Genomic DNA, 24,399 nt, shown 5'->3' with positions numbered 1-24,399 from the left:
ATACAAAGACTTGTATCACGAACTTTGCAGTAATTGTTATGACAAAAGTATAAGACTCATGTAAAATAAGGTATAGTAAACGTTTTAAATTTCTAGGAGGAATGTAAAAAATGGAGATGTTTGAAAGCTTAAAGGCCAAGATCCAAGATAAAAATGTGCGTGTTGTATTCCCCGAGGGCTATGATGAACGTATTCTAGGTGCGGTTGTTCGTTTGAAAGCTGAAGAAATTCTTGAACCAGTTTTATTAGGAAATCCAGAAGAATTGAAATCTATTGCGCATGAGCGTGGATTTGATATCGATAATATTGAGATTATTGATCCAAACAATTATGATGCATTCGAAGAAATGGTTCAAGCTTTTGTTGAACGCCGTAAAGGTAAAGCGACTGAAGAACAAGCACGCGAAATATTACGTGATGAAAACTATTTTGGGACTATGCTAGTTTATTTAGGATCATGTGATGCTTTAGTATCTGGTGCCCGTCACTCAACAGGTGATACTGTTCGTCCAGCACTACAAATTATCAAAACGAAACCAGGTGTTAAATCAACATCAGGTGCTTTCATTATGTTACGTGGCCGTGACCAAGAGAAATACTTGTTCTCTGACTGTGCAATCAACATCAATCCGGATGCGGAAGGCTTAGCAGAAATTGCTGTTGAATCTGCAAAAACGGCAGCTATGTTTGACATCGATCCAAAAGTCGCTTTATTAAGCTTTTCAACTAAAGGATCTGCAAAATCTCCAGAGCAAGAAAAAGTAGCTGAAGCAACCCGTCTTGCTAAAGAGAAAGCACCACAATTTGAAATAGATGGTGAATTACAATTTGATGCTGCTTTTGTGGATGCAGTAGCGAAACAAAAAGCACCAGATTCAGACGTTGCTGGTAAGGCTACTGTGTTCGTATTCCCTGAAATTCAATCTGGTAACATTGGTTACAAAATTGCACAACGTTTCGGTAACTTTGAAGCAATTGGGCCAATCTTACAAGGTATGGCAAAACCAATCTCAGACCTTTCACGTGGATGTATAGAAGAAGATGTCTATAAGTTAGCAATCATTACAGCTAACCAAGCTATTTTAGAAGACTAAAGCGATTTAGCATATTACTTTAGCAGACTACAAGAGTGATTAATCTTGTAGTCTTTTTGATTTTTTAGTAAAGTAAATGATGAAATTATAGGGAGAGAAGGGGTAACATGGGGTATACAATTGATTGGGCAAGTGAAAGAGATACAGATGCTTTTGCCCAAAAATTAGCACACTTGGTACAAGCAGGCGATATTATTTGCTTAGAGGGTGACTTAGGAACAGGTAAAACAACGTTTACTAAATACTTTGCGAAAGCATTAGGGATTGACCAAGCCATCAAAAGCCCAACGTACACCATTATCCGTGAATATGAAGATGATGAGATTCCCCTTTACCATATGGATGCATATCGATTAGAGGAAACCGGTTCAGACAGTGTCGGTTTAGAAGATTATATCAATGGGGATGGCGTTACAATTATTGAATGGCCACAATTTGTTGTGGAAGATTTGCCTAAGGACTATCTCTGGCTAACTTTATCTACAACAAGCGAGACAAGTCGTGCTGTTGAATTAAACTTTGAAGGCCCTCGTGGGCAAGCTTTATACAGTGGTTTACTAGCAGATTTAACCTAAAAGATATTTTGAAGTGTAGCAGTGAAATAGAAGGATTGAGACTATATGAAAAAAGAACAATTGGAAATCACCTTGGCAGATGCGATGCCAAAGGACGCGAAAGCTTTATTAGACTTTTACAAAGTGGTTGGTGGTGAAACAGACTTCTTATCATTTGGAGAAGAAGGACTAGGTATAAACCAAGAGCAAGAAACCCGTTATTTGAAATCATTACAAGAAAGCTTGAACAATCGTGTATTAATTGCTCGTTTAGGCGACGAGATAATTGGCGTTGCTAGTATTGGTGCTGAACCCCATGCTAAAGTTGCACATATGGGCGAGTTAGGCATATCTATTTTGCGGCGTTTCTGGGGATTAGGTTTATCTCGTGTCATGATTGAAGATATGATTGACTGGGCAACTGAAAATGATATCTTGCGCTATTTACGTTTAGAAGTGTCTAAAGATAATATGCGGGCGATTAGTCTATATGAGAAATTCTCTTTTGAAGAAATAGGCATAACCCCCAAAGGTATATACCATGATGGCGAATTTCATGACTTAGTATTAATGGGCTTATCTGTTGAAAATCAAGATCAAGTATAAATATAAAGCATCGAACGTTCAAAAAAGGTCGAGACTGAATTTGGTCCCGACCTTTTCGCTTCAAATTTTTAAACTTTCAAATTTATTTTAAAATAGCCATAGCAATCATCACGATGAAAAGAATGGTTTCTATTGTGATAAGGGACCAGCGCCATTTATTATCTTTCTCATTGAAAGCAAAAATCATGGCAATAATTGGAATAATGATGGAAAGTGTAATGTTTGTCCAAGCTAATTCTGTAGCTGGCCTTGCAATTTGTAAGCCAGCATAAATAAAGGTTAAAGCGAGCATCATCAAGGCATTTTGTCTGATTTTATTCATAAAAAGGTCCTTTCGTAAAACGAGTTGTGACAATTTGTCACTAATTAAAATAATACTATAACATCTTTTTAAGAAAATGTTAATGTATGTGCCACACAAACCCTTTTACACAATGTAAATATGCGGTAAAATGTGTTATTATGGATTAGATTTAACTAGCATTTTATCAGCAATCTGATGCTGTTTTTAATGAATGCTAAATATATTACCAGGAAGGGTAATTCACAATGTTTTTAAATGATTTACGCAAGACATTTCCTCAATCAACGATAAAATTTAATGAACCATTAAATCAATATACTTATACAAAAACTGGTGGTCCAGCGGATGTATTAATTTTTCCAAAAACACCCGAAGAAATTCAAGCCCTAGTTCGCTTTGCCAACAAAGCCCATGAACCTGTTCTAGTACTGGGAAACTCATCAAACGTCATTATTTCAGATGAAGGCGTTTCAGGCATTGTGTTGATGTTAACTGAAATGAACTATATTCAAATTGACGGTACGCACATAAAAGCCGGTGCTGGGTCGAAAATTATCGATGTGAGTCGGTCAGCCGGAGCAAAAGGACTAACTGGATTTGAGTTTGCCTGTGGTATTCCAGGATCTACTGGAGGGGCAGTTTATATGAATGCTGGTGCTTATGGTGGTGAAATTTCTGAAATATTAGTTGAAGTAGATGTTGTGACGAAGGCTGGTCGCATGTACACCTTGAAAAATGAAGATTTGAACTTGGCATACCGTCATTCTGAACTACAAGAAACTGGCGATATAGTTGTTGAAGCGCGATTCAAATTGAAGAAGGGGAATTTAGACTCAATATTGGCTAAAATGGACGAATTAACCTACCTTCGAGAATCTAAACAACCGCTAGAGTACCCGTCATGTGGGTCAGTATTTAAACGCCCAGAAGGACACTTTACAGGTAAATTAATACAAGAAGCTAAATTGCAAGGGTATACCATAGGTGGTGCTCAGATTTCTGAGAAACATGCTGGCTTTATCGTCAATATTGGTAATGCAACTGCTACGGACTATATCAATATGATTCACCATATTCAAGAAGTTATTTGGGACCTTAATAAGGTCGCTCTTGAACCAGAAGTACGTATTTTAGGGAGACGGTCTAAATATGATACAGTAGATGAAAGTTTTGTCGATTAACGCTTCCCTATTTTTTAGAAAGAATTCAGTAAATCATTTGTATGAAAAAAATTCTTGAAAGGGGCATGGATTTATGTCCAATCCTTGGATACAATTTAAAAATATGTCGTTTACATACAAAGGTGCGAGTAGACGGGCATTAAAAAATATCAATTTAACTTTCTATCGTGGTGAAAAAGTGTTAATCATCGGGGCTAATGCCTCAGGAAAATCTACTTTAGTGCGCGCGTTGCGTGGTAAATTAGAGTCTGAAGAATTTCAAGGCACGATTGAAGGGGAAATTGTCAACTTTGATCTTGAGATGGAAACAATGGATGCAACTGTTATGGCGGATGCGGTAGACCACCATTTGGAAGAAACTGTTAAAAAAAATGGGATACGTAAACGGTCAAGTGAATATATCCCAAACTTTTCTGAAGAATTAAAACGCCGTATTTTAGAACACCCCCAAGATGTGGATACTAGCTTAGAACGACTTTCTGAAGGGCAACGTGATATTCAGAATTTTGTGAATAATGTAAACTATGAACAATCTGTTTTTATCTTTGATGAACCGCTTGCGAATTTAGCGCCTCGAGCAGGACAAATTTTTATCGATTTAGTAGATGACATTCATCATCATACGGATGCGACGGTTGTGATGGTCGATTACCGGATAGAAGAAGTGCTATACCGTCCAGTTGATCGCGTGATTGTCCTGTCTGAAGGTCGGGTCATTTTTGATGGAGACTCTGAGAAGTTATTAAAACGCAATATTTTAAATAGTTTAGGAATCGGCGAACCTGCTTATGTTTCAGCTATTCGATACACCGGTTATCCATTAGATAAAGTGCGTAATATTTCAAATGTCAATTACGTTCACGGACCTAATTTGAAGCGTACGATTGAATCGTGGCTGATGACTGTGCCAAATTTTGTGCAAAAACGAAGTAACGAATCTGTTTTAACCTTAGACAATATATCTTTTACCTATCCCGGTCGTGATCATGCCACCCTGTCCAACATTTCTACTAAAGTATTTAAAGGGGACATGATTGCTATTGTTGGAAAGAATGGCTCAGGTAAGTCTACGTTAGCTCAAATTATCGATGGTAATTTACATCCTGATAAAGGGACCATTCACTGGTTAGGTGAAGAGGTGACGACAGCTAATCTAGCTCAAATGAGACAGGAAACGGTTTATATCCAACAAAATATTGACCAATCTATCCTTGATTATACAGTTAAAGCATATTTGGAAGATATTGCTTCTAAATGTAATTATTCACCGGAAGAAGCTAAACAGGTCATTCGCGCTTCATTGAAGCGAACAGGACTTATTTATGCCTCCGAATTAAAAATTGGACAATTATCTTTTGGTCAACAAAAACGCATTATGTTATCTTCAGCCTTGATTAATAAGCCGTCTTTATTAATTATTGATGAACCTTCAGAAGGTCAAGACTATCACCATTACAACGAATTTATGCAATATCTTTATCAAATTAATCAAGAACAAGATATGGCTATTATCATTAATACGCATAATACGGACCTAGTCTTGGAATTTACCCGTCATGCTTGGGTACTAGCAGACGGTGAGTTGATTGCAGATACACAACCTATTAGAATTGCCACAGATTACCGTTTAATTCAAAGAGCCTTTTTACGGGAATCAAATCTCTACATCTTTGCCCGTCAAATAGGTTTAATTGATCCCTATAATTTTATCAAGAAATTTATGGATTATCATCGCGAGGTCAACCGGTAAACGCGTTGATTTTGAGCAAATAAAGATTGGGGAGGGTGTTTAATGCAAGAAACAGTGGACGTTAAGTCGGAATGTATTAAGTTATCAATACCCATTATTCTAGGGTATTTACCAGTTGGTTTAGCTTGTGGGTTATTACTTTCTGATGCAGGATTGACCTGGTGGCAAGTTGCACTTATGAGTGGCCTGGTATTTGGAGGGTCTGCTCAATTCGTAGCTGCAGCGCTAATCGCACAACAAGCCGGTATTGCCGAGGTTTTTATATCAGTATTGTTACTTAGTTCCCGTCAAGCCTTATATAGTGTTTCTTTTGGGCCATACCTAAAAGAGGTAGCGCATTTTAAAGTTGCCTGGTTGAGTTATATGACAGCAGATGAGAGCTATGCGATTAATGTATCTAAATTTCAAAATGCTAGTCCACAACAACCATGGTCAATCGATGATGCTTTATTTATATCTACATCTACTTGGATTTCATGGATTGTATTTACAGCTTTAGGCGCCTTATTTGGTACCTTTATCCAGATTCCAGAAGTGATTAGTAATTTTGTTATGATTGCTATGTTTATCGGTATACTGATACCAAACTTAAATAATCGTATGATGTTAAATACCATGCTATTCACTGGTATACTTGCTATTATTTTGATGATTATTTTCCAATCATCCTATGTCATTATCATGGCAACGGCTATCGCTCTAGCGGTCGTATTCTATTTCTTAAAACGGCAAGACAATCGTCGCGTGACATAGGAGGGATATCATGACATTATTTGTAGTATCACTAGGATTTCTTTGTATCGCTGTGCGCGTACTCCCAGCATTTATTATGCGGAACAGTAAAATCTCTCCAATGGTTTATCAGACAATGGCTTACCTTCCTGTTATTATTTTTACAGCAATGATTTTTACCGATATATTTTTCTGGGAAGACCATTTCAATCTCAACCTTTTTGAGAATATCAAACTAATTCCTGCACTTGTATCTTTACTTGTTGCTTATCGATTTAAAGATATTATCAAGACAATCATCGCTGGAGTCGGCACAATTGCATTATTATATTTTTTATTTTAACTTTTAATTGAATAAGACCTTCTTTGTCCAATCGGATAGGTAAGATTTTTTCCAAGTATCATTTGATTGCTTGGTTTTTTATTTAGCAACTATTTCTATTATTCATTATGATTAATATTTATCAACCGTGTCCAAGCGGTCTTTAGTTTGCTAACATAATACGCGTCTAAGCCTTTTTTGGCAAAAAATATAGGACCAATGACTTTTTAGGTCATCAGTCCTATATATTGTAGCGCTATTTATTTAAACTTAATTTTGACTTCTAGATGCGAAGTATTCGATATTAATTCGGCGTAATCTTGACCATTCAGCTGGTTTTCCGGTAATCATAAGATCAGTATTTCTTAATTCATCTAAGTCCTGACAATCTAATACCATCATCAATAACCGTAATTGTTCGTCGTAAGATTTTACCATCTCAATCGTAGCATCAACGCCTTCACTAAGGACTGAATGCAGAAATTGTCCTGACATGCCCACAGCTGATGCACCTAAAGCTAAAGCCTTCATCATCTGCAATGGATTTTTAATCCCACCTGAAGCAACGATTGTAGTTTGACTCATTAATGGTTGTGCCTCTAATAAAGAAATTACTGTGGATTGTCCCCAATCAGCCATGTAAGAGAACTCCTTGTTTTCACGGCGAGCATTCTCAATATTGGCAAAATTAGTACCACCAGTGCCTGATACGTCAATGGTATTGACACCTAGACTTTGAAGGTGATGCATGGTTTGATAGGACATACCAAAACCAACTTCCTTGACCATAACTGGTCTATCTAGATTTTCGACAATATCTACAATATGGTCTTCTAATTTTCTAAAATCACGATCACCTTCGGGCATCACAATCTCTTGTGCCGTATTTAGGTGGATTTGTAGCGCATCTGCGTCAAGCAAGTCTACAGCTCGTTTAGCATCTTCTAAATTCTTGTCGGCCCCCACGTTTGCCATTACAAAGCCATTCGGATTGACCTCCCGTATAATTGTAAATGAATCTGTTACAGAAGCATCTTTTAAGGCAGCTGATACTGAGCCAGAAGCCATTGGTAAATGACATTCACGGGCCACTTCAGCAAACATCCCATTAATCCTCTTTGTCCAAGCAGATCCACCTGTCATCGCATTAATATAGAAGGGGCGGTCAAATTGCTGTTTGAACAATGTTGTAGACAAGTCGATATGATGGAATGCTTGGTGGGATAATGAGGGATGGACAAAGCGGACAGATTCAAAATCAGTAGCTGCTGTTTGATATTGCATTTCAGCATTGTGCACATGAGCATCTTTACGGTTCATATTATCTCTCCTGTTCATTTCTTTGCCAAAAAGCGAAAGGAAGAACGACAAGGTCGTTTTCTCGCCAGGTGGCTTCGATGTTTCTAGCTTCATCAGCTTGACTAGAAATTGCATAAGCACAGTCGCCAGCACCTGCGCCGGAAATTTTGGCAACAGACTTATCTGATGTCACTAATTTTAGTGCTTTCTTAAATGACTTGGTTAAATACGGCTTATTCAGTGTTTGTGTGTAATTTAAAATATTTTCAAAATTATCCTTAATAGCAGACTTAAATAAAGACCATTCATTCATTTGAATAGCTGCCTTAGCCATTAACACTTGACGTTTAGCCAGTTGTTTAAAAGTCGACATAATTTCTTCTAATTCTCTTTCAGAAATATGATGTGCAACCATTTTCAACAGGTCTTCTGTGGAGGCTTTTTCCTTAGACCAGACTAAAGACAAGGTCCAATCTGGATCAATTGGTAGTTGCTCAATCATTAAGTCAGGCCAAAATTCTTCAATTAGGTGATGGATATCTTCACCAGTAGATTTAGCTTGTTGGTTAAACCATTCACGGTCAAAATTCTGATAATAAATCACACCAGTTTGAGCGCTAGCTGCTACATCTCCAAGGGAACCAACCATACCTAGCTGTGCTTGCGTAATCGCTACTAGCTTATACACTCGGTAAACCCATTGAGACTCGGTAATATCTTGGTCTAATTTATAATATTTTAAAAGGGCAGATACTACAGCTACTGAAATAGCGCCGGATGATCCTAAACCGTATTTGGTGCCATCTGCAGCATCAAGATCAGAAGTTATTTCTAAATCAAAGTAATCAGGTGTAGTTGCTGACTTCATACCAACTGCTTCAGCGTATGCCATTACTGTGCGCATGGATTCCCAAATTAACGGGAATTCATTGGCTAAGGGGTCATCACTGATCACTTGCCCGTTAATATCATATGACCAGGCTAGTGGATGGTCGGCTTGACTAGTAATTAAATAACCATTTTCCCCAGGATTATCTATTAAGTTTAAATGTAAGAAAGCATCCACTGTTGTTAGAAGGGCTGCTTGGCCAGAATTGACTACTGCATACTCACCTGCAAGAAATAATTTCCCAGGCACGGCCACTTTGATGGCGTTTGTTTCGTTATTCGTATGGATTATCGTGCTATCATTATGCGAATGCGCCATCTTCATACTCCCATCTATCTAATCGTTGTATCCCAGGACCAGCCGTTGTTTTAATAAAGTCCATATGAGGGAAATAAACCTTGAAAAAGGCTACTACCTCATCCATTTGGCTAGCACGGCATAAGACCTTTACATTTGGTCCAGCATCTATCGTATAGTAAGCCAATACACCAGTCGCCCGCAAATCTTGAACAACTTGAATGGCCTTAATGGTTTCAGGTTCGAAATAAGTAAAAGATGGATCAGCAGCCATCGTTGTGGCATGCATACGCATAGCATTAGCTTCTGCAATTTCTCCCATCAATTGAAAATCTTGTTTGACAATTGCAGCCTTAATCCGGTCCAGATCAATCATATTTTGCTTTACCCATTCCGGGTAAAAAGGCGAAGTATTCAAAGTATGGGCCATACCTTCACGAGAAGATACGCGTTTTTCAGCGGTATTAATCGCCATAATGACCATCCCGATATCCCAATTTGCTTCATCTACTCTAACTGCCATAGAGTTTTCATTGCGAGTTCCTTTTTGCCATTCTACAAAGCCACCAAAAATTGACCGCGTTGCTGAACCAGAACCACGTCTAGCGTAGGTAGATAATACTTGGTCAGATATTTGACCTTCTAAATTTAAAGCTGATCTTGTAGCGGCGGCTAAGGCAGAGAATGCTGAAGAAGAAGAAGCCAATCCAGCTGCAGTAGGTACATGGTTCACACTTTCTACTTTTGCCTTTAAATCAACCGCTGCTTCAGCTCTGAAAAGATCTAAAAACTGGCTAATTTTTGCCGTTTCAACTTCATTACGTAACTGACCATTTAAATAAAAAACATCCTTATCAAAATCACTTGAAAAAGTTACGCGCGAGTCTGTATACAAGGCGTCTAAAGTGAGTGATAAACTAGATGTAGTGGGGATAAAAAGGTCTTTATTTGCCTTACCCCAATATTTTATTAATGCAATATTGGTGTGTGCGCGGTAAGCGCCTTGAAAAACTGACATCTTGATTCTCCCTCAAAAAAAATTCTTTCCTTTATTATAACCGATTTCTATATATTTCGCCCACTATTCGGTAGCTGCACTTTTAAAAGGGACCACCCAGCTTGCCACTGCCAAGTTATTTTCCTTTAATGATTCTGCCAAAAGGATAGCCTTGTCCTTGCTATCACATAATGCAAAATAGCAACCGCCACGGCCACCACCAGTCAGTTTGGCTGCGCCAGCGCCATTCGCTTCTGCAAAAGTCACACCTGCTTCAAGTTCAGGACTAGAGACTTGTAAAGCTCGTAAATGCTGGTGAGCATCTTTAAATGTATTACAAATAGCCGTAAATAGCTGGTCGTTAGCCATTTGATTCGGTGTTATATTGACTAAATCAATAAATTGGTTGGCTGCTTTACCCAGTTGGCGTAGATTATTTTCTACCGCTTGACGACGGGTAATAAAAGCTGAATTTAAACCAGCTGCTACATCAGTCACCGCATTTTTAGTATTTCCATGAATGCCTGTGTCAGCTACCACCAACCAGTAGGGGGTATTAAATTGGCAAACTTTTATTGGCTGATTCTTTTGATAGATTAAAGGTAAGCCCAGACCAGCAACCCGTGCGTCTAAACCAGATGGGTTCCCATGACTAATTTTTTCAGATAAGTCGACATATTTCAGTAATTGATCATCAGAAAGTGGGAGATCATAATAGTTATAAAAAGCTCGTACTAATGCTGTTGCCATAGCCGCTGAAGATCCCATACCACGTTCTGCGGGTATAGAAGAATGGATATTGATCAACCAATGGCTTTGACTTTGTGTCATTAAATCAGCCCGCAGTTGGTCATAGACAGCTAATAAATTTTGTAAGTCAGACGGTGCTTGATGGAGAGGTCCCTCATATAATTCACTCACTAAATAAGCATTGGTTTGAATTTGTTCAATAGTTACCGTCATCTCTACCGCATGGAAGGGTAAGGCTACAGATGGATATCCATGAACAACTGCATGTTCACCAATAATAATGATTTTCCCATTTGCTTTACCAGTCGCTTTTCTCATACTTTCACTCCTATTCTGTTTTATTATATACAATATTTTAATGGTCAACAGCTTTGAAAACGAATTAAATATAAATTTAGCAAATTATTAAAGGTTGCCAGATTAGAATCCGAACAATATTTTACTGAACATCGATAAAATCCTAGTAATCACAAATGTTAAATGCTAGAATAAATATGAAATTCGAAAAAGGAAGTGAAAACATGAGTGTCCAACAATCAATGCAAGATATTGAAAAAATCATTGTACTTGATTATGGTAGTCAATACAATCAATTGATTACACGCCGTATTCGTGAGTTAGGCGTTTATTCAGAACTTTTATCACATAAACTAACAGCTGATGAAATCATGGCGAAAGGTAATGTGAAAGGTATTATCTTATCAGGTGGTCCAATGTCAGTGTATGCAGAAGATGCTTTTTCAATTGATGAAGCAGTATTTGATTTAGGAATTCCGGTTTTAGGGATTTGCTATGGTATGCAATTAATGACATTTAAAAATGGTGGGGTAGTTGCCCGCTCTGAGAAACGTGAATATGGTCAACAGCCATTATTTATCGATAAAACAGATTCAGCTATTTTTAAAGGGCTAGAAGCAGAAGAGCTAGTGTTAATGAGCCATTCTGACCGAATTGAAGAAATTCCTGAAGGATTTGAAGTCACTGCTCGCGGTGAACATAGTCCAGTAGCTGCCTTTGAAAACACTGAAAAACAATTCTATGGTTTCCAATTCCATCCAGAAGTTCGTGCGTCAGTTCATGGTAACGATATGTTACGTAACTTTGTCTTTGATATTTGTGGTGCACAAGGGTCATGGACAATGGAAAAATTCATCGATATAAAAATCCAAGAAATTCGTGAATTAGTTGGTGACGGTAAAGTATTACTAGGCCTTTCAGGTGGGGTAGACTCATCAGTTGTAGGTGTATTATTACAAAAAGCTATCGGTGACCAATTAACGTGTATCTTTGTAGATCACGGTTTATTGCGTAAGAATGAAGCTAAAGAAGTGATGGAAACCTTAGGTGGTAAATTTGGTTTAAACATCATCAAAGTTGACGCTGAAGAACGCTTCTTGAATAAATTAGCTGGCGTATCTGATCCAGAGCGCAAACGTAAAATTATCGGAAACGAATTCGTGTACGTATTTGATGACGAAGCGCATAAAATTAAAGATGTTGACTTTTTAGCACAAGGTACATTATATACTGACGTGATCGAATCAGGTACCGATACAGCGCAAACAATCAAATCTCACCACAATGTAGGTGGATTACCTGAAGACATGACCTTCTCTTTAATTGAGCCTTTGAACACTTTATTTAAAGATGAAGTTCGTGCAGTAGGTACCGAATTAGGTATGCCAAATGAAATCGTTTGGCGTCAACCATTCCCAGGTCCAGGGTTAGCTATCCGTATCATCGGTGAAGTAACACCTGAAAAACTAGAAGTCGTACGTGAATCTGACTTCATCTTACGTGATGAAATCAGAAAACATGGACTTGAAGACGACATCTGGCAATACTTTACAGTCCTACCAGGATTTAAATCAGTAGGTGTAATGGGTGACGAGCGTACATATGAATACACTATTGGTATTCGTGCAGTAACTTCAGTTGACGGGATGACATCAGAATGGGCACGCATTCCTTATGATGTATTAGATACTATTTCTAAGCGTATTGTAAACGAATGTGCACACATTAACCGCGTCGTCCTAGATATTACGAGCAAGCCACCTGCAACCATCGAGTGGGAATAAAACACAAAACCCTTACAAAGTCTTATTTAATAGTCTTTGTAAGGGTTGTTTTTTATATAAATCACTTAAAACCCACTTAAATTATTTGTCTAGAAGCCAATTAAGTACAATAAATATAAAAAGAAGAGCGTTGGCCGGTTGGTCAACGCTCTTAAAATTAATCTGACTTTTGGGGCACATTATAGAGTACCATTTTACTGATATTCATCAATATATACAGTTACTATTTTTGTACACTCTTATAGAAAGTTGCACCCTGACGAACGCGTACCATGCATGAAGACCGTTTATGCTTTGATAAATGCTGCCGTACTTCCAATCCGTAATATCGATTTGCCTATGAAGACTAGGATGCGGCCACGAAAAACAACCGTTTCTGAACCTAAAGGTCATAACGCTAAACACTTGGGACGCAGTATCGAAGAACGCTCTCCAGAAGTACTCTCGAGGGAAGAATTTGGGCATTGGGAAGTTGATTTAGTATTAGGTAAGAAAACAAAAAATGAGCCTGTCATCATCACTACGGTTGAACGGAAAACACGCTACTGCCTCACTAAGAAAGTTTGGGGAAAAGGCGCAGCGCTGGTTCAAAAAGGCGTGCTTGACTTGATAAAAAAACAGGGGCTAGAACAGTTCAAGTCACTCACAACTGATAACGGCTCTGAGTTTTCAAGTCTGTCTCTTATCGAAATCATCGCTGAAGACGTTCAGGTTTTCTTTACTCATGCGTATGCTTCTTGGGAGAGAGGAACGAACGAAAGGCATAACCGCATGCTCCGAGAATTTATCCCAAAGGGAGTCACTCTGCGTCCATTGTCCTATTCGTATTTACTGGAAGTAACCGATGCGATCAACCACAGACCAAGAAAAATAATGGGCTATACAACACCTGTAGAACGCCTTCAGGAAGAACTGGCCGATTTACAAGCAGCTTAAGGTGTTTTGTTGGTTCTATAGGGATGAAATTAAACCTTGGCAAAAATTTAGATTACAGATTCAAGTTGATGCATAAAGAATCCCTGGATGCCTGTCCAGGGATTCTTTATCTTTTATATATCTTTATAATAAATCAAGTCTAGTTGCTCGTCATCTCCCATAAAGAAAGCATGTTGGCCAATATGGTGAAAGCCCATTTTGCTATAAAAGTAAAGAGCGCGTTGATTATGTTCCCATACACCTAACCAAATACCAGCCACACCTAGATTACGTGCAATTTCTTCGGCAGCTTGGATCAATTGTGTGCCATATCCGTGACGTAAAAAAGCTGTTCGTACATAAATTCTTTCCACTTCAAGGAGATTGTCGTTTATATACTCAGTCTGTGCATCATCTACATTCAATTTAAGATAACCCACAGTGTCATTATTAACCTTTAAAAAGTAGAATTGGCTGTTAGTAGTTTCTAATTCTGCTAATAATTTTCCACGATTATAGGCATCCTCTAAATAAATTCGCATATTTTCATCTGAATTAAAAGCACCAAACGTATCCGTATAAGTTTCAATAGAGACAGCTCTTAACTCATCGACATCGGCTAGGGTACATTGCTGTAATTGTGCCATAAATAACATCCTCCTGAATTATACATTTCTTTTATAGTAACCTAAATAGGCTTAAATATTAAAGCATAAATTTGGCTTAAACATCAGTCATTTGATCGTTTAAAAATGCGTATTTATGAATCAGATATGTAAAGACATCTAAACAATCTTTACATGAAATATACTTATTAAAGTAGGTAGAGCGATTTATCAGTCTTTATTTTGTGCGAGATAAAGAGCATTTACCGTTTTTTTAATATTTAAAAAGTCCAATAAGTGTAAATATTTTGAAATAAAGACTTTACTGATTATTTTCAAAAAGAATACGTAAAATTGATTGGAAGTTAATATTGCTAGTTTAAGATGAATAGCAGAGTTAAAAAAAAAGAAATTTTTGGGAGGAAATAACAATAATGAAATTTAACAAGCGTATCATGCGTTTTGGTGTAGGCTTACTTTCCGCTACATTATTAGCTGCGTGTGGAAATGGTAGGACGAATTCTGAATCATCAAGTAGCTCAACAGGAGCCACTGAAGGGCAAACTGAATTGGTATTCTGGCATGGTATGGGTGGTTCGACTGGAGAAGCATTACAAACAATTGTAGATGAATATAATGCTTCACAAGACGATGTATTCGTGAATGCTCAGTACCAAGGTACCTATGATGAAACTTTAACGAAGTTACGTTCCTCTGCTTCTGGCTCTGATGTTGGAGCTGACTTAGTTCAGGTATTTGAACAAGGAATGACTTTCATGATTGATTCAGATTTAACGGTACCCGTACAAGACTATGTAGATGAGTCAGATTTTGAGTTAGCAGATCTAGAAGAAAATTTACTAGCTTACTATACGAAAGATGATACCTTATATTCCATGCCTTTTAATTCATCTACCCCTTTAATGTACTACAATGCGGATATTTTTGAGCAAGCTGGTATTGACCAAGCACCAACAACATTTGAAGAAATCATTGATATCGCGCCAAAATTAACTGAAGCAGGCGTTGAGATGCCAATGTCACTAACTATCTATGGCTGGTACCTTGAACAATTTATCAATAAAACTGAAGAAGATATGTATAACAATGGCAACGGCCGAGATGGTGCACCTACAGCAGTTACTTTTGACCAGAACGGTAGCATGTTACGGGCTTTAGAAACTTGGAAAAAAGCACAAGATGAAGACGTAGCACCTAATGTTGGGCGTACGGGTGGTCAAGCTGAGTTTGTTTCTGGACAATCTGCTATCACTTTAGCTTCAACAGCAACATTACGCCAGATCCTAACTGAAGTTGATGGACGCTTTGAAGTTGGCACCGCTTATTTCCCAGCATTATCTTCTGAAGATCAGGGAGGTGTATCTATTGGTGGAGCGTCTCTATGGATGATTGATTCAGAAGATGAAGCTAAAAAGGATGCAACATGGGACTTCATACAGTACCTAGTATCACCAGAAGTTCAAGCACAATGGAATGCTGATACAGGATACTTTCCAGTCAACAAAACTGCACAGGAAGAACAAGTATTTAAGGACAATTTAGCAGAATTTCCACAATTCCAAACGGCTATCGATCAGTTACATGATGCTACACCTGAAGATCAAGGTGCCTTATCAGGTGTAAATCAAGAAGCACGTATGTACTTTGAAGCTGAATTAGAACGGCTGTTAAACGATGAGATCACAGCAGAAGAGGCTGTACAAAATATGGCTAATCAAACAAATGCAGCGATAGAAAACTACAATGCAACAAATCAATAAAACTCGGTCTGTATACAAGGTATAAAAAGTGCATCTAATGCGCATTTTACTGGTAGTGTTTTGGAGTACTGATATTTTTGAAACCTTATCAGCTCTAAATGATATACGGATACCAATGTGCCAGAAGGCATTCAACAGTATCACTATTGTTAGTTATGCTGTCAGGCTGGGATACTTTTTCCCAGCCTTGTTTATTTTGAAAGGAGTATTATTTTGGAACGTACTGACGAAATGATCATCATTAATTCAAAGAAAAATTTATGGGGAAGCATCCAACCTTATATCTATTTATTACCAGCCTTACTTGTTTTATCCATCTTTATGTTTTGGCCGTTTATTCAAACGATATTTCGTTCATTATATCTAACGGATTCGTTTGGACAAATGTCGCTTTTCTTAGGGTTCAGGAACTATACAGAATTATTTGCAAGTAAATCATTTTGGCATTCTATGTTGGTATCATTTCAATTTGTATTAATCGTTGTATTATTTGGCGTGACAGTTGGTTTAATAGCAGCAATTTTGTGTCAAAGATCATTTCCAGGGATTAGGTTTTTCTCTACTTCTTACGCAATGCCTATGGCTATTGCATCAGCGGGTATGGCTATGATTTTTCAAGTGATGCTAAATCCTACTGTGGGCATTATCAATAAAATATTAGGTATCAATCAAAACTTATTAACTCATCCTACCTGGTCATTAGTGGTTGTAGGGATTTTAACAGGTTGGTTGAATTCTGGTATGAACTTTTTATATTTTTCTTCAGGATTGGCCAGTATCGATGATGCATTATATGAGAGTGCTTCTATAGATGGAGCGAATAGTCTTCAAAAGTTTTTAAATATTACGATTCCTTCGTTAGGACCAACTTTCTTTTTTGTCATTGTGACGAATGTGATCAATGCTTTTCAAGGTTTCGGTCAAATCAATATTCTAACTAAAGGTGGACCTGGAGAAACTACAAATGTAATTGTTTACGATATCTATAAGAATGCCTTTATGAATTATCGTTATGGATTCGCATCTGCAGAATCTGTAGTGCTATTCGTGATAATTATGATATTAACAATTATTATGTTCATCATTCGGGGAAGGAGTAATAAATAATGGCTATGCATCAAGTTAACCCAATTTTTGTCACTCATCAACATAAGCAAGATCAAAAATATGTGCTACAACAAGGATTTCAGCGAGTGGGTATTATTGCCTTAAATATCTTCATGTGGCTTTTCATGATGTTTCCTTTAATTTACGCATTATTAATGGCTTTGAAGCCATCAGCAGAATTATATGATCCAAATTCGATTTTATTTCCACAAAACCCAACACTAACGAATTTTGTAGAAGTTTTTGATATCGCACCATTAGGTCGTTATATTATCAACTCAATCATTGTGGCTACATCGGTGACTGTATTACAGATTTTAACTTCATTATTAGCAGGATTTGCCTTTAGATTTATACAGTTTAAAGGAAGTAAACTAGTATATGCACTTATTCTTTCGACCATGATGGTACCTGGTGAAGCTGTGATTATCTCTCAATTCTTAATGGTTTCTGGTTGGGGTTTAAATGACTCAATTATTGTATTGATTCTTCCTTTTATGGCATCTGCCTTCAATATCTTCTTATGTACACAGGCATTACAGCACTTTCCTTATGAAATATATGAAGCTGCAAAAATGGATGGCTGTAGGGACTTACGTTTTGTATTTGAAATAATGTTCCCATTATTAAGGCCGACGCTAGGTTCAATGGCTGTGCAATCTTTCTTGGCAGGTTGGAATATGTATATGTGGCCATTATTGGTGACGAATAATGATAATGCTAGAACTGTCCAGATTGGGATTTCTATGTTAAATAGCGTTGACTCACAATCCTTAGTACTAATGATTGCGGGCGTCATCATCTCAATGATGCCAAGTTTAGTTATTTTTATCATCGGTTCGAAGAATATGGTTAAAGGACTAACTGCGGGTGCAGTGAAAGGATAGTAGGAGGATAAAATGGCAAAAGTTCAATTAAATAAGGTGGGTAAAATATATGAAGATGGTTTTAAAGCCATCCATAATATTGATTTAGATATTGAAGATAAAGAATTCATCGTTTTTGTAGGACCATCAGGATGTGGTAAATCAACAACTTTACGTATGATTGCCGGTTTAGAGACGATTTCTGAAGGGGAATTGCGTATTGGTGATGATGTAATGAATAATGTGCCGGCTAAGGATCGTGATATTGCAATGGTCTTTCAGTCATACGCTTTATATCCACATATGAATGTTCGAGATAATATCGCTTTTGCAATGAAGATGGCAGGAGTTCCTAAGAGAGAACGATATGCAAAAGTGGAAGCAGTAGCAAAACCACTTCAATTAACTGAATATTTAGATAAAAAACCTGGTGCGCTTTCTGGTGGCCAACGGCAACGCGTTGCTTTAGGTCGAGCAATGGTTCGCAATCCCAAAGTATTTCTATTAGATGAACCTTTATCCAATCTAGATGCAAAGTTACGCGTTTCAATGCGTTCCGAAATTGTTGAATTACATCGTCAATTACAAACAACTTTTATTTATGTAACCCACGACCAAACGGAGGCCATGACTATGGGTACTCGTATAGCTGTTTTAAACGAGGGAAATGTTGAACAATTCGACACACCGGAAAATTTATATAACAATCCTATTAATCGTTTTGTCGCAGAATTCATAGGTAGCCCACAAATGAATCTTATTAACGGTCGATTAGTGAAAACAGTAAATGGTAATGCAATAGAGACTGGTGAAGACATATTCCCTCTAACACAAGAGATGCAAGATAATATTTTAGTAGAAGCAACCGGTCAAGAAATTCAGATTGGTTTAAGACCAGAGCACTTCGAATATAAGAATGATCGTTTAGATAACCAAACAATTTTAGTACAAACGAAAAATGTTGAGCAAGTTGGTGCAGATACATTTGTAAACTTTGACTTTCATTCTTCTGAGCGAGAAATGACGGCACGTCTAAGTCCAGCTAGAAGGGTACCGACGCATGCGAATGTATATCTACAATTTGATTTGAGCAAAGCTTATTTATTTGATAAAACATCTGGCCATTCAATTTTAAACCGTCGTTACCACGAAGCATAAGGAGTGAACTATATGACTGGTGTCATTGCCCACCGAGGATATTCTAAACTATTCCCTGAAAATACTATGCTAGCGTTTCAAGAAGCAAACGCCTTTGACATCGCTGGTATTGAACTAGATGTGCAATTAACAAAAGATGGACAAGTGGTGATTTGTCATGATGAAACGATAGATAGGACATCTAATGGTAAAGGTTTTATCAAAGACTTAACTTTGACAGAATTAAAAGCATTTTCCTTTTATGGCGCCTTTGAACATCAATTTGCAAAAAATGAGCACATCCAAATACCTACATTAGAAGAATTTTTTCAGTGGTTTAAACCGCTAGATATTATGGTGAATATCGAGTTAAAGACCAACATACTGCGCTATGATGGTCTAGTAGAAAAAGTCAACGATCTAATTCAAGATTATAAACTTACTGATCGGGTGGTTTTGTCTTCATTCCAACATCACACTATGAATATGGCTAAAAGTATAAATACAGACTTAAAAACTGGCTTACTAACGATGAATGGTACCCTTAAACCCGGCGATTATACAGCTCATCACGGACATGATTATTATCATCCATTCTTTATGTCCTTGGAACCAGAAGATATCGGAAATTTAATGGATAATAATATTGGTATTAATACCTATACCGTAAATAAGGCAGAGGATATTCAAAAAATGATTCATACTGGTGTAACGAATGTGATTACAGATGATGTTGCTTTAGCGGTTGAATTAGTAAACAAATCAAAATAACCCTCAAATATAAAAGCTTATGGACAATATATCTCTGTCCATAAGCTTTTATCATATGCCAGTTTAATGATATTCTATCCTAGACGTAGATTAGCCGAAGCTAATGCTTGATCAATAACCCCCATAACGGCTTTTGAATGCGCTAAATTTTCCTTTACACGGTTCATATCACGCTGGCGAATTATATCTTCAAACGCGACAAATTCTTCATACATACGGTGATGATGAATTCGTTTGTCGGTCGTTGTATAATCTTTACCACGTATAGCTAAGTCATAACTGGCTAATATATTTGTTGGCCCGTTAATAATCAGCGCACCGTTTCGGCCTTGGATAGTAGATTTTATAGGCGCATCTGTATCTTTTGACCCAATACAAACTGCTTTAAATTGGTCAAAATCCATGACTAACATACCTGATGTATCTATCCCACGATCAATATTAGCGAAATACATGACAGATTTTGGTGCACCAAATAACCCAACTAATAAATGAATGTTATAAATATTAATATCCATTAATGCACCACCAGCTTTTTTAGGATCAAAGGCAGGTAACACATCACCTTCCATAAAGGCATCATAGCGACTTGAATATTGTGAATAGTTTGCTTCAACGATTTTGATATCACCAAGTTTTTCTAGATCAGCTTTTAAGGCCGCAAAGTTATGAAGATGTTGGTTAGTGATCGCTTCTACTAATACTAAATTCTTTTCTAGAGCAATCGCTTCTAATTCTTCAAGTTCAGCCAAGTTCAAGGTGAAGGGTTTTTCACAAATAACATGTTTATCTGCTTCAAGCGCTTTTTTGGCAAATATATAGTGTAAATGATTTGGCAAAGCAACGTACACTGTATCTATATCGCTAGCCAGTAATGCCTCAATATCTGTATAAACATATTTAATTCCATGATCATCTGCCATCGCTTGGTTTTTCTCTAAAGATCTTTCAGATGATAAAAGTGCATTTAATTCTATTGTTGGGATGTCGTGTACCATTGATAGGAAATCGACAACAATCTTTCCAGCACCTAATATGCCTAACTTCATCATTTTATCCTTTCTAGTAGTCAAAAACTAATGTAAATCTAATTGTCCATCTTCCATAATTTGCATGACTAATAGCGTTTCTTCATCCTTAACCACTTTTTCTTTTCCATTGATAATTGTTTCGTATATATCACGATATACTTGACGGTAGTCGCCAACTTCAGACACGACTGCTTCTCTATGATAAACGCCATTGTCATCAAGATAGGTTAAAGTACCGTAATGTTCAGGTAAATCTTCCCCAAATCCTGGTTCATCAGGTGTATAGTTTAACTTTAAATGTTCTTCTTGACGGTCTTTAGTTTGTTTAATAAAGACACCTTTTTTACCATAAATTGCAAAAGAGGGTCTAGGCGCTAACCGCATTAATGAACCAGCAACTGCCACCTTTAAATTTCCATAATTTAAATCAAAGTCGAAATAATCATTCAATTTACCTTCACCAAGAATTTGACGCGTATCAAAATGCACATCGTCAGGCATGCCAAAGTAGGATATTGCTTGGTCAAGAGAATGCGAACCAAGGCCGTAAGTATAGGAATCAATTAAATTGTAAGTAGCGTTTTCAGAAAATTCTGGATTGTAGCGGTCGTAATGGATTTCTATATCGATTAAGTCACCTAAAACACCTGATTCAATCACTTTTTGGGTAGTTAAGAAATCTGAATCATAGCGACGATTTTGATAACATTGGATGAATAAATCTTTTTCTTTGGCAAGATCAAAAAGTTCTTGAGCTTGGGCACGTGTTTCAGCAAAGGGTTTCTCTACTAAGACATTTTTTCCTGCTTCAAGGGTTTGTTTTGCTAAATCATAGTGGCTAGCGCTAGGGGTAGTGATGACAACCAGATTAATTGTTTCATCGTTATAGATTTCGTCCAAGTTATTGGTGTAATTAACGCCAGCGAGACTTGGCCAAGCACTTTTTCCAGATCGTGAATAAATTGTTTGGATATTTACAATTTCTGGTAACCGACTAGAGAAGGGTAAGTGATAACGGTTGGTTGATTTTCCATTTCCAATATAAGCGATATTCAGCATAAGCATGTCCTCCATAAATTGATTTGACTTAAATATAACGATAATCATCGAAAAATGATAGCGTTTTGTTCATTCTGGTAGTAATTGCCAATAAGTGGTTCGTTTAACCGATTCAATTGAACATTCTGACCAAAATATTTTCTGTTATACCAATTTGCTAGGAGATAGCGTACAATATAAAATGTAGAAACCCCTTTCAGAAAAGGTGACATAATGAATTTAGTTCAAGCACTCAAAAATGACCAACAATTTACACCAAACGAAAAACGAATTGCCGCATATATTTTAAACAATCCTTCAGTCAGTAGCCAGTTTAATTTAACTGACTTAGCAACAAAAACGTATACTTCACATTCAGCAATTGTACGTTTCACCCAAAAAATTGGCTATGAGGGATTCCGAGATTTTAGGAATGCCCTTATTGCATATGCTCAACAAGATCGGTTTAAGAATGAGCCGATTGATGCGAACTTTCCTTTTGAAGTTGAAGATACTACCCAAGATATTGCGGATAAAATGGCTAGTTTAACTAAACAAACAATTGAAGCCATGCAAAGCAATATTGACCATAAAGCTTTTGAAGCCACTGTAGACACCTTGATGGTAGCTCAGCGAATATTTATATTTGCTAAAGGAGACACGCAAATTTCTGCCCGTTCTTTTCAAAATAAGCTGGTTAAATTAGGAATATTTATTGTAATAGCAGAAGAATACGCTGATGAAGCGTGGGTGGCCTCCAATATTTCAGTAAATGATTGTGCTATTTTTACTTCCTACCGGGGAGATTCTGCAAAGTATCGAGCATTTATTCGTATATTAAAGGCAGAGAAAATACCAACAATACTGATATCTTCCCTAGATGCCAAAGTTTTATCAGGAATGACTGATCACTGGTTAACTACCATTGACTTAGAACGGTCAGATGCTTTAAAAATTGGTACATTCTCTTCGCAAATTGCGATTGAATATATTTTTAATGTTTTGTATGCCATGATTTATATGACGAACTACCATGAATATAACGAACAAATTGCTAAGAAGTTTACACGCATTTCGAAAGGAGCATTAGATGATTAACTGGGGTATTATCGGTGCTGGAAATATTGCGAACCGTTTTGCAGATAGTCTTAAAGAGGTAGCAGATGGCAATCTGTATGCAGTTTCCAATAGAACGATTGAGAAAGCACAAAGTTTTCAAATTAATCATCCATGTGAAAAGGCTTATGGATCATACCAAGAATTACTAGATGATGATCAAGTAGATGCTGTTTATATTGCACTACCCCATAAATATCATTTTGAGTGGATCTTAAAGGCTATCGAAGCTGATAAAGCTATTCTTTGTGAGAAAGCCGCAACAATGAACCAACTAGAAGCAGAAGATATTCAGAAAGCATTGCTTAACAAACCTGTTTTCTTTATGGAAGCTATGAAAAGTCGTTTTACAACAGCGTACGAAACAATTAAAACCATAGTTGCTGCTGGGGAGATTGGTGAAATTAAAGCTATCAAAACCTCTTTGTGTAGAGCTTTTGACCCAGTAAATGCATCTTACCACTTCCAACCAGGACAAGGTGGTTGTCTATTAGATATGGGTGTTTATAATGTTGCTTTACTAGAAGACTTTTTACCAGGTCAATTTGTTTTGAAGGAAATGGATTATCTCCTCCATAAGGATCAAGTAGAAATATATGTGAATGCCGTATTTGATGTAGATGGGAAGGAAGCCACTGTTGAATCCGGATTTGACCGATTAACTGAAGCAAAAGCGGTCATTACAGGAACGAAAGGGGAAATTGTGATTTATGATTTCCACCGCCCAACCAAATTTGATTTACGAATAGGAGATCATGTAACTAGTATTGAAAAAGCCAATGTGATCGATGACTTTTATGGTGAAATTACCCATGTCCAGGAAAATATACAGTCAGGCAAATTTGAGAGTGACCGGATGCCGGTATCAGATACCATCAAAGTTGCAGCTATCATCGATCAAATGAAAGCAGAAATATTTTAATATTTAATGGGATCATTTCGAGGTAGTGAATGAATACTATCCCCTATGTTTGGTATAATAGACAGGAACATAGCGCTTATAGTAATTGGCTAGATGATCCAACTTTCGGTATTGCGGGTGGGAGCTTTCTACTTATTGTGAACCATGAGTTAAAAGGAGCAGTAACTGTTTCAGGTCTTGCTCAAGAGGATGATCATGCTATAGTCGTTGAAGCGCTAAGGAATGTTAAAGTAAAATTTAACTTATAATACAGG

General features: G+C 37.2%; 24 protein-coding genes and 1 pseudogene. 17 read left to right on the top strand and 8 right to left on the bottom strand.

Features of this window, described 5'->3' with window-relative positions:
• Positions 1-110 precede the first annotated feature (110 nt).
• From pta to CJ191_RS03740, 3 genes are all read left to right on the top strand, one after another.
• Positions 111-1,094, top strand: a complete 984-nt coding sequence (gene pta, locus CJ191_RS03750; RefSeq protein WP_070467428.1) for a phosphate acetyltransferase — start codon at positions 111-113, stop codon at positions 1,092-1,094.
• Between the two features lie 107 nt (positions 1,095-1,201).
• On the top strand, positions 1,202-1,669 hold the full coding sequence (tsaE, locus tag CJ191_RS03745) for a tRNA (adenosine(37)-N6)-threonylcarbamoyltransferase complex ATPase subunit type 1 TsaE (RefSeq protein ID WP_070467430.1): 468 nt from the start codon (positions 1,202-1,204) through the stop codon (positions 1,667-1,669).
• Positions 1,670-1,714: 45 nt separating this feature from the next.
• Entirely contained in the window at positions 1,715-2,254 is a 540-nt protein-coding gene (locus tag CJ191_RS03740; protein WP_102199010.1) for a GNAT family N-acetyltransferase, read from the top strand.
• A gap of 82 nt (positions 2,255-2,336) precedes the next feature.
• Here the strand turns inward: CJ191_RS03740 and CJ191_RS03735 are convergent, their stop codons facing one another.
• Positions 2,337-2,576: a TraX protein gene (locus CJ191_RS03735; RefSeq protein WP_070467433.1), complete on the bottom strand. Its 240-nt coding sequence runs from the start codon at positions 2,574-2,576 to the stop codon at positions 2,337-2,339.
• A gap of 227 nt (positions 2,577-2,803) precedes the next feature.
• On the opposite strand from CJ191_RS03735, the gene murB reads away from it, so the two are divergent.
• The 4 genes from murB (at position 2,804) to CJ191_RS03715 (ending at position 6,564) form a co-directional block, all read left to right on the top strand.
• Positions 2,804-3,739, top strand: a complete 936-nt coding sequence (murB, locus tag CJ191_RS03730) for a UDP-N-acetylmuramate dehydrogenase (protein WP_102199009.1) — start codon at positions 2,804-2,806, stop codon at positions 3,737-3,739.
• A gap of 73 nt (positions 3,740-3,812) precedes the next feature.
• Positions 3,813-5,489 (top strand): DUF3744 domain-containing protein, encoded by a 1,677-nt coding sequence (locus CJ191_RS03725; protein WP_102199008.1) that lies wholly within the window; start codon positions 3,813-3,815, stop codon positions 5,487-5,489.
• A 42-nt stretch (positions 5,490-5,531) separates the two neighbouring features.
• Positions 5,532-6,242: an AzlC family ABC transporter permease gene (locus CJ191_RS03720; RefSeq protein ID WP_070467439.1), complete on the top strand. Its 711-nt coding sequence runs from the start codon at positions 5,532-5,534 to the stop codon at positions 6,240-6,242.
• A gap of 10 nt (positions 6,243-6,252) precedes the next feature.
• Entirely contained in the window at positions 6,253-6,564 is a 312-nt protein-coding gene (locus CJ191_RS03715; protein WP_102199007.1) for an AzlD domain-containing protein, read from the top strand.
• 249 nt (positions 6,565-6,813) lie between these two features.
• Here CJ191_RS03715 and fni read toward each other — a convergent pair whose 3' ends face one another.
• From fni to mvk, 4 genes are all read right to left on the bottom strand, one after another.
• The gene (gene fni, locus CJ191_RS03710; protein ID WP_070467443.1) at positions 6,814-7,863 is read right to left on the bottom strand and encodes a type 2 isopentenyl-diphosphate Delta-isomerase; all 1,050 of its coding nucleotides are present in this window, start codon (positions 7,861-7,863) and stop codon (positions 6,814-6,816) included.
• Between the two features lies 1 nt (position 7,864).
• The gene (locus CJ191_RS03705) at positions 7,865-9,049 is read right to left on the bottom strand and encodes a phosphomevalonate kinase (RefSeq protein WP_102199006.1); all 1,185 of its coding nucleotides are present in this window, start codon (positions 9,047-9,049) and stop codon (positions 7,865-7,867) included.
• Entirely contained in the window at positions 9,033-10,046 is a 1,014-nt protein-coding gene (gene mvaD / locus CJ191_RS03700; protein ID WP_102199005.1) for a diphosphomevalonate decarboxylase, read from the bottom strand. The genes CJ191_RS03705 and mvaD overlap by 17 nt, the downstream gene beginning before the upstream one ends.
• Before the next feature lie 63 nt (positions 10,047-10,109).
• Complete coding sequence (gene mvk, locus CJ191_RS03695; RefSeq protein ID WP_070467448.1) at positions 10,110-11,093, bottom strand: mevalonate kinase; 984 nt, start codon at positions 11,091-11,093, stop codon at positions 10,110-10,112.
• Positions 11,094-11,296: 203 nt separating this feature from the next.
• Between mvk and guaA the strand changes: the two genes are divergently transcribed.
• Positions 11,297-12,856: a glutamine-hydrolyzing GMP synthase gene (guaA, locus tag CJ191_RS03690; protein WP_070467450.1), complete on the top strand. Its 1,560-nt coding sequence runs from the start codon at positions 11,297-11,299 to the stop codon at positions 12,854-12,856.
• Between the two features lie 210 nt (positions 12,857-13,066).
• Positions 13,067-13,792: pseudogene (locus CJ191_RS03685) on the top strand (IS30 family transposase); the annotation flags it as partial.
• A 113-nt stretch (positions 13,793-13,905) separates the two neighbouring features.
• Here CJ191_RS03685 and CJ191_RS03680 read toward each other — a convergent pair.
• Positions 13,906-14,418: a GNAT family N-acetyltransferase gene (locus CJ191_RS03680; RefSeq protein WP_102199004.1), complete on the bottom strand. Its 513-nt coding sequence runs from the start codon at positions 14,416-14,418 to the stop codon at positions 13,906-13,908.
• Positions 14,419-14,810: 392 nt separating this feature from the next.
• On the opposite strand from CJ191_RS03680, the gene CJ191_RS03675 reads away from it, so the two are divergent.
• The 5 genes from CJ191_RS03675 (at position 14,811) to CJ191_RS03655 (ending at position 20,038) form a co-directional block, all read left to right on the top strand.
• Complete coding sequence (locus CJ191_RS03675; RefSeq protein WP_102199003.1) at positions 14,811-16,157, top strand: ABC transporter substrate-binding protein; 1,347 nt, start codon at positions 14,811-14,813, stop codon at positions 16,155-16,157.
• Between the two features lie 213 nt (positions 16,158-16,370).
• The gene (locus CJ191_RS03670) at positions 16,371-17,264 is read left to right on the top strand and encodes a carbohydrate ABC transporter permease (protein WP_102199002.1); all 894 of its coding nucleotides are present in this window, start codon (positions 16,371-16,373) and stop codon (positions 17,262-17,264) included.
• Positions 17,264-18,151: a carbohydrate ABC transporter permease gene (locus CJ191_RS03665; protein ID WP_102199001.1), complete on the top strand. Its 888-nt coding sequence runs from the start codon at positions 17,264-17,266 to the stop codon at positions 18,149-18,151. Before CJ191_RS03670 ends, CJ191_RS03665 begins: the two co-directional genes overlap by 1 nt.
• 12 nt (positions 18,152-18,163) lie before the next feature.
• A complete protein-coding gene (locus tag CJ191_RS03660; protein ID WP_070467458.1) occupies positions 18,164-19,288 on the top strand; it encodes an ABC transporter ATP-binding protein in 1,125 nt (374 codons plus the stop codon).
• A gap of 12 nt (positions 19,289-19,300) precedes the next feature.
• Entirely contained in the window at positions 19,301-20,038 is a 738-nt protein-coding gene (locus CJ191_RS03655; RefSeq protein WP_070467460.1) for a glycerophosphodiester phosphodiesterase family protein, read from the top strand.
• A gap of 74 nt (positions 20,039-20,112) precedes the next feature.
• Here the strand turns inward: CJ191_RS03655 and CJ191_RS03650 are convergent, their stop codons facing one another.
• Positions 20,113-21,087 (bottom strand): Gfo/Idh/MocA family protein, encoded by a 975-nt coding sequence (locus CJ191_RS03650; RefSeq protein ID WP_102199000.1) that lies wholly within the window; start codon positions 21,085-21,087, stop codon positions 20,113-20,115.
• Positions 21,088-21,114: 27 nt separating this feature from the next.
• Positions 21,115-22,128: a Gfo/Idh/MocA family oxidoreductase gene (locus CJ191_RS03645; protein WP_070467462.1), complete on the bottom strand. Its 1,014-nt coding sequence runs from the start codon at positions 22,126-22,128 to the stop codon at positions 21,115-21,117.
• 213 nt (positions 22,129-22,341) lie between these two features.
• On the opposite strand from CJ191_RS03645, the gene CJ191_RS03640 reads away from it, so the two are divergent.
• From CJ191_RS03640 to CJ191_RS03630, 3 genes are read left to right on the top strand one after another with little or no spacing between them, the layout of a single operon-like run.
• Positions 22,342-23,205 (top strand): MurR/RpiR family transcriptional regulator, encoded by an 864-nt coding sequence (locus CJ191_RS03640; RefSeq protein WP_070467463.1) that lies wholly within the window; start codon positions 22,342-22,344, stop codon positions 23,203-23,205.
• Positions 23,198-24,145: a Gfo/Idh/MocA family protein gene (locus CJ191_RS03635; protein ID WP_102198999.1), complete on the top strand. Its 948-nt coding sequence runs from the start codon at positions 23,198-23,200 to the stop codon at positions 24,143-24,145. Before CJ191_RS03640 ends, CJ191_RS03635 begins: the two co-directional genes overlap by 8 nt.
• Before the next feature lie 29 nt (positions 24,146-24,174).
• Entirely contained in the window at positions 24,175-24,393 is a 219-nt protein-coding gene (locus CJ191_RS03630; protein WP_070467467.1) for a heme-binding protein, read from the top strand.
• Positions 24,394-24,399: the final 6 nt, after the last annotated feature.

It is taken from the genome of Aerococcus viridans, assembly GCF_002871935.1.
Lineage (GTDB): Bacteria > Bacillota > Bacilli > Lactobacillales > Aerococcaceae > Aerococcus > Aerococcus viridans_B.
This window is presented reverse-complemented; position numbering and strand designations above follow the sequence as displayed.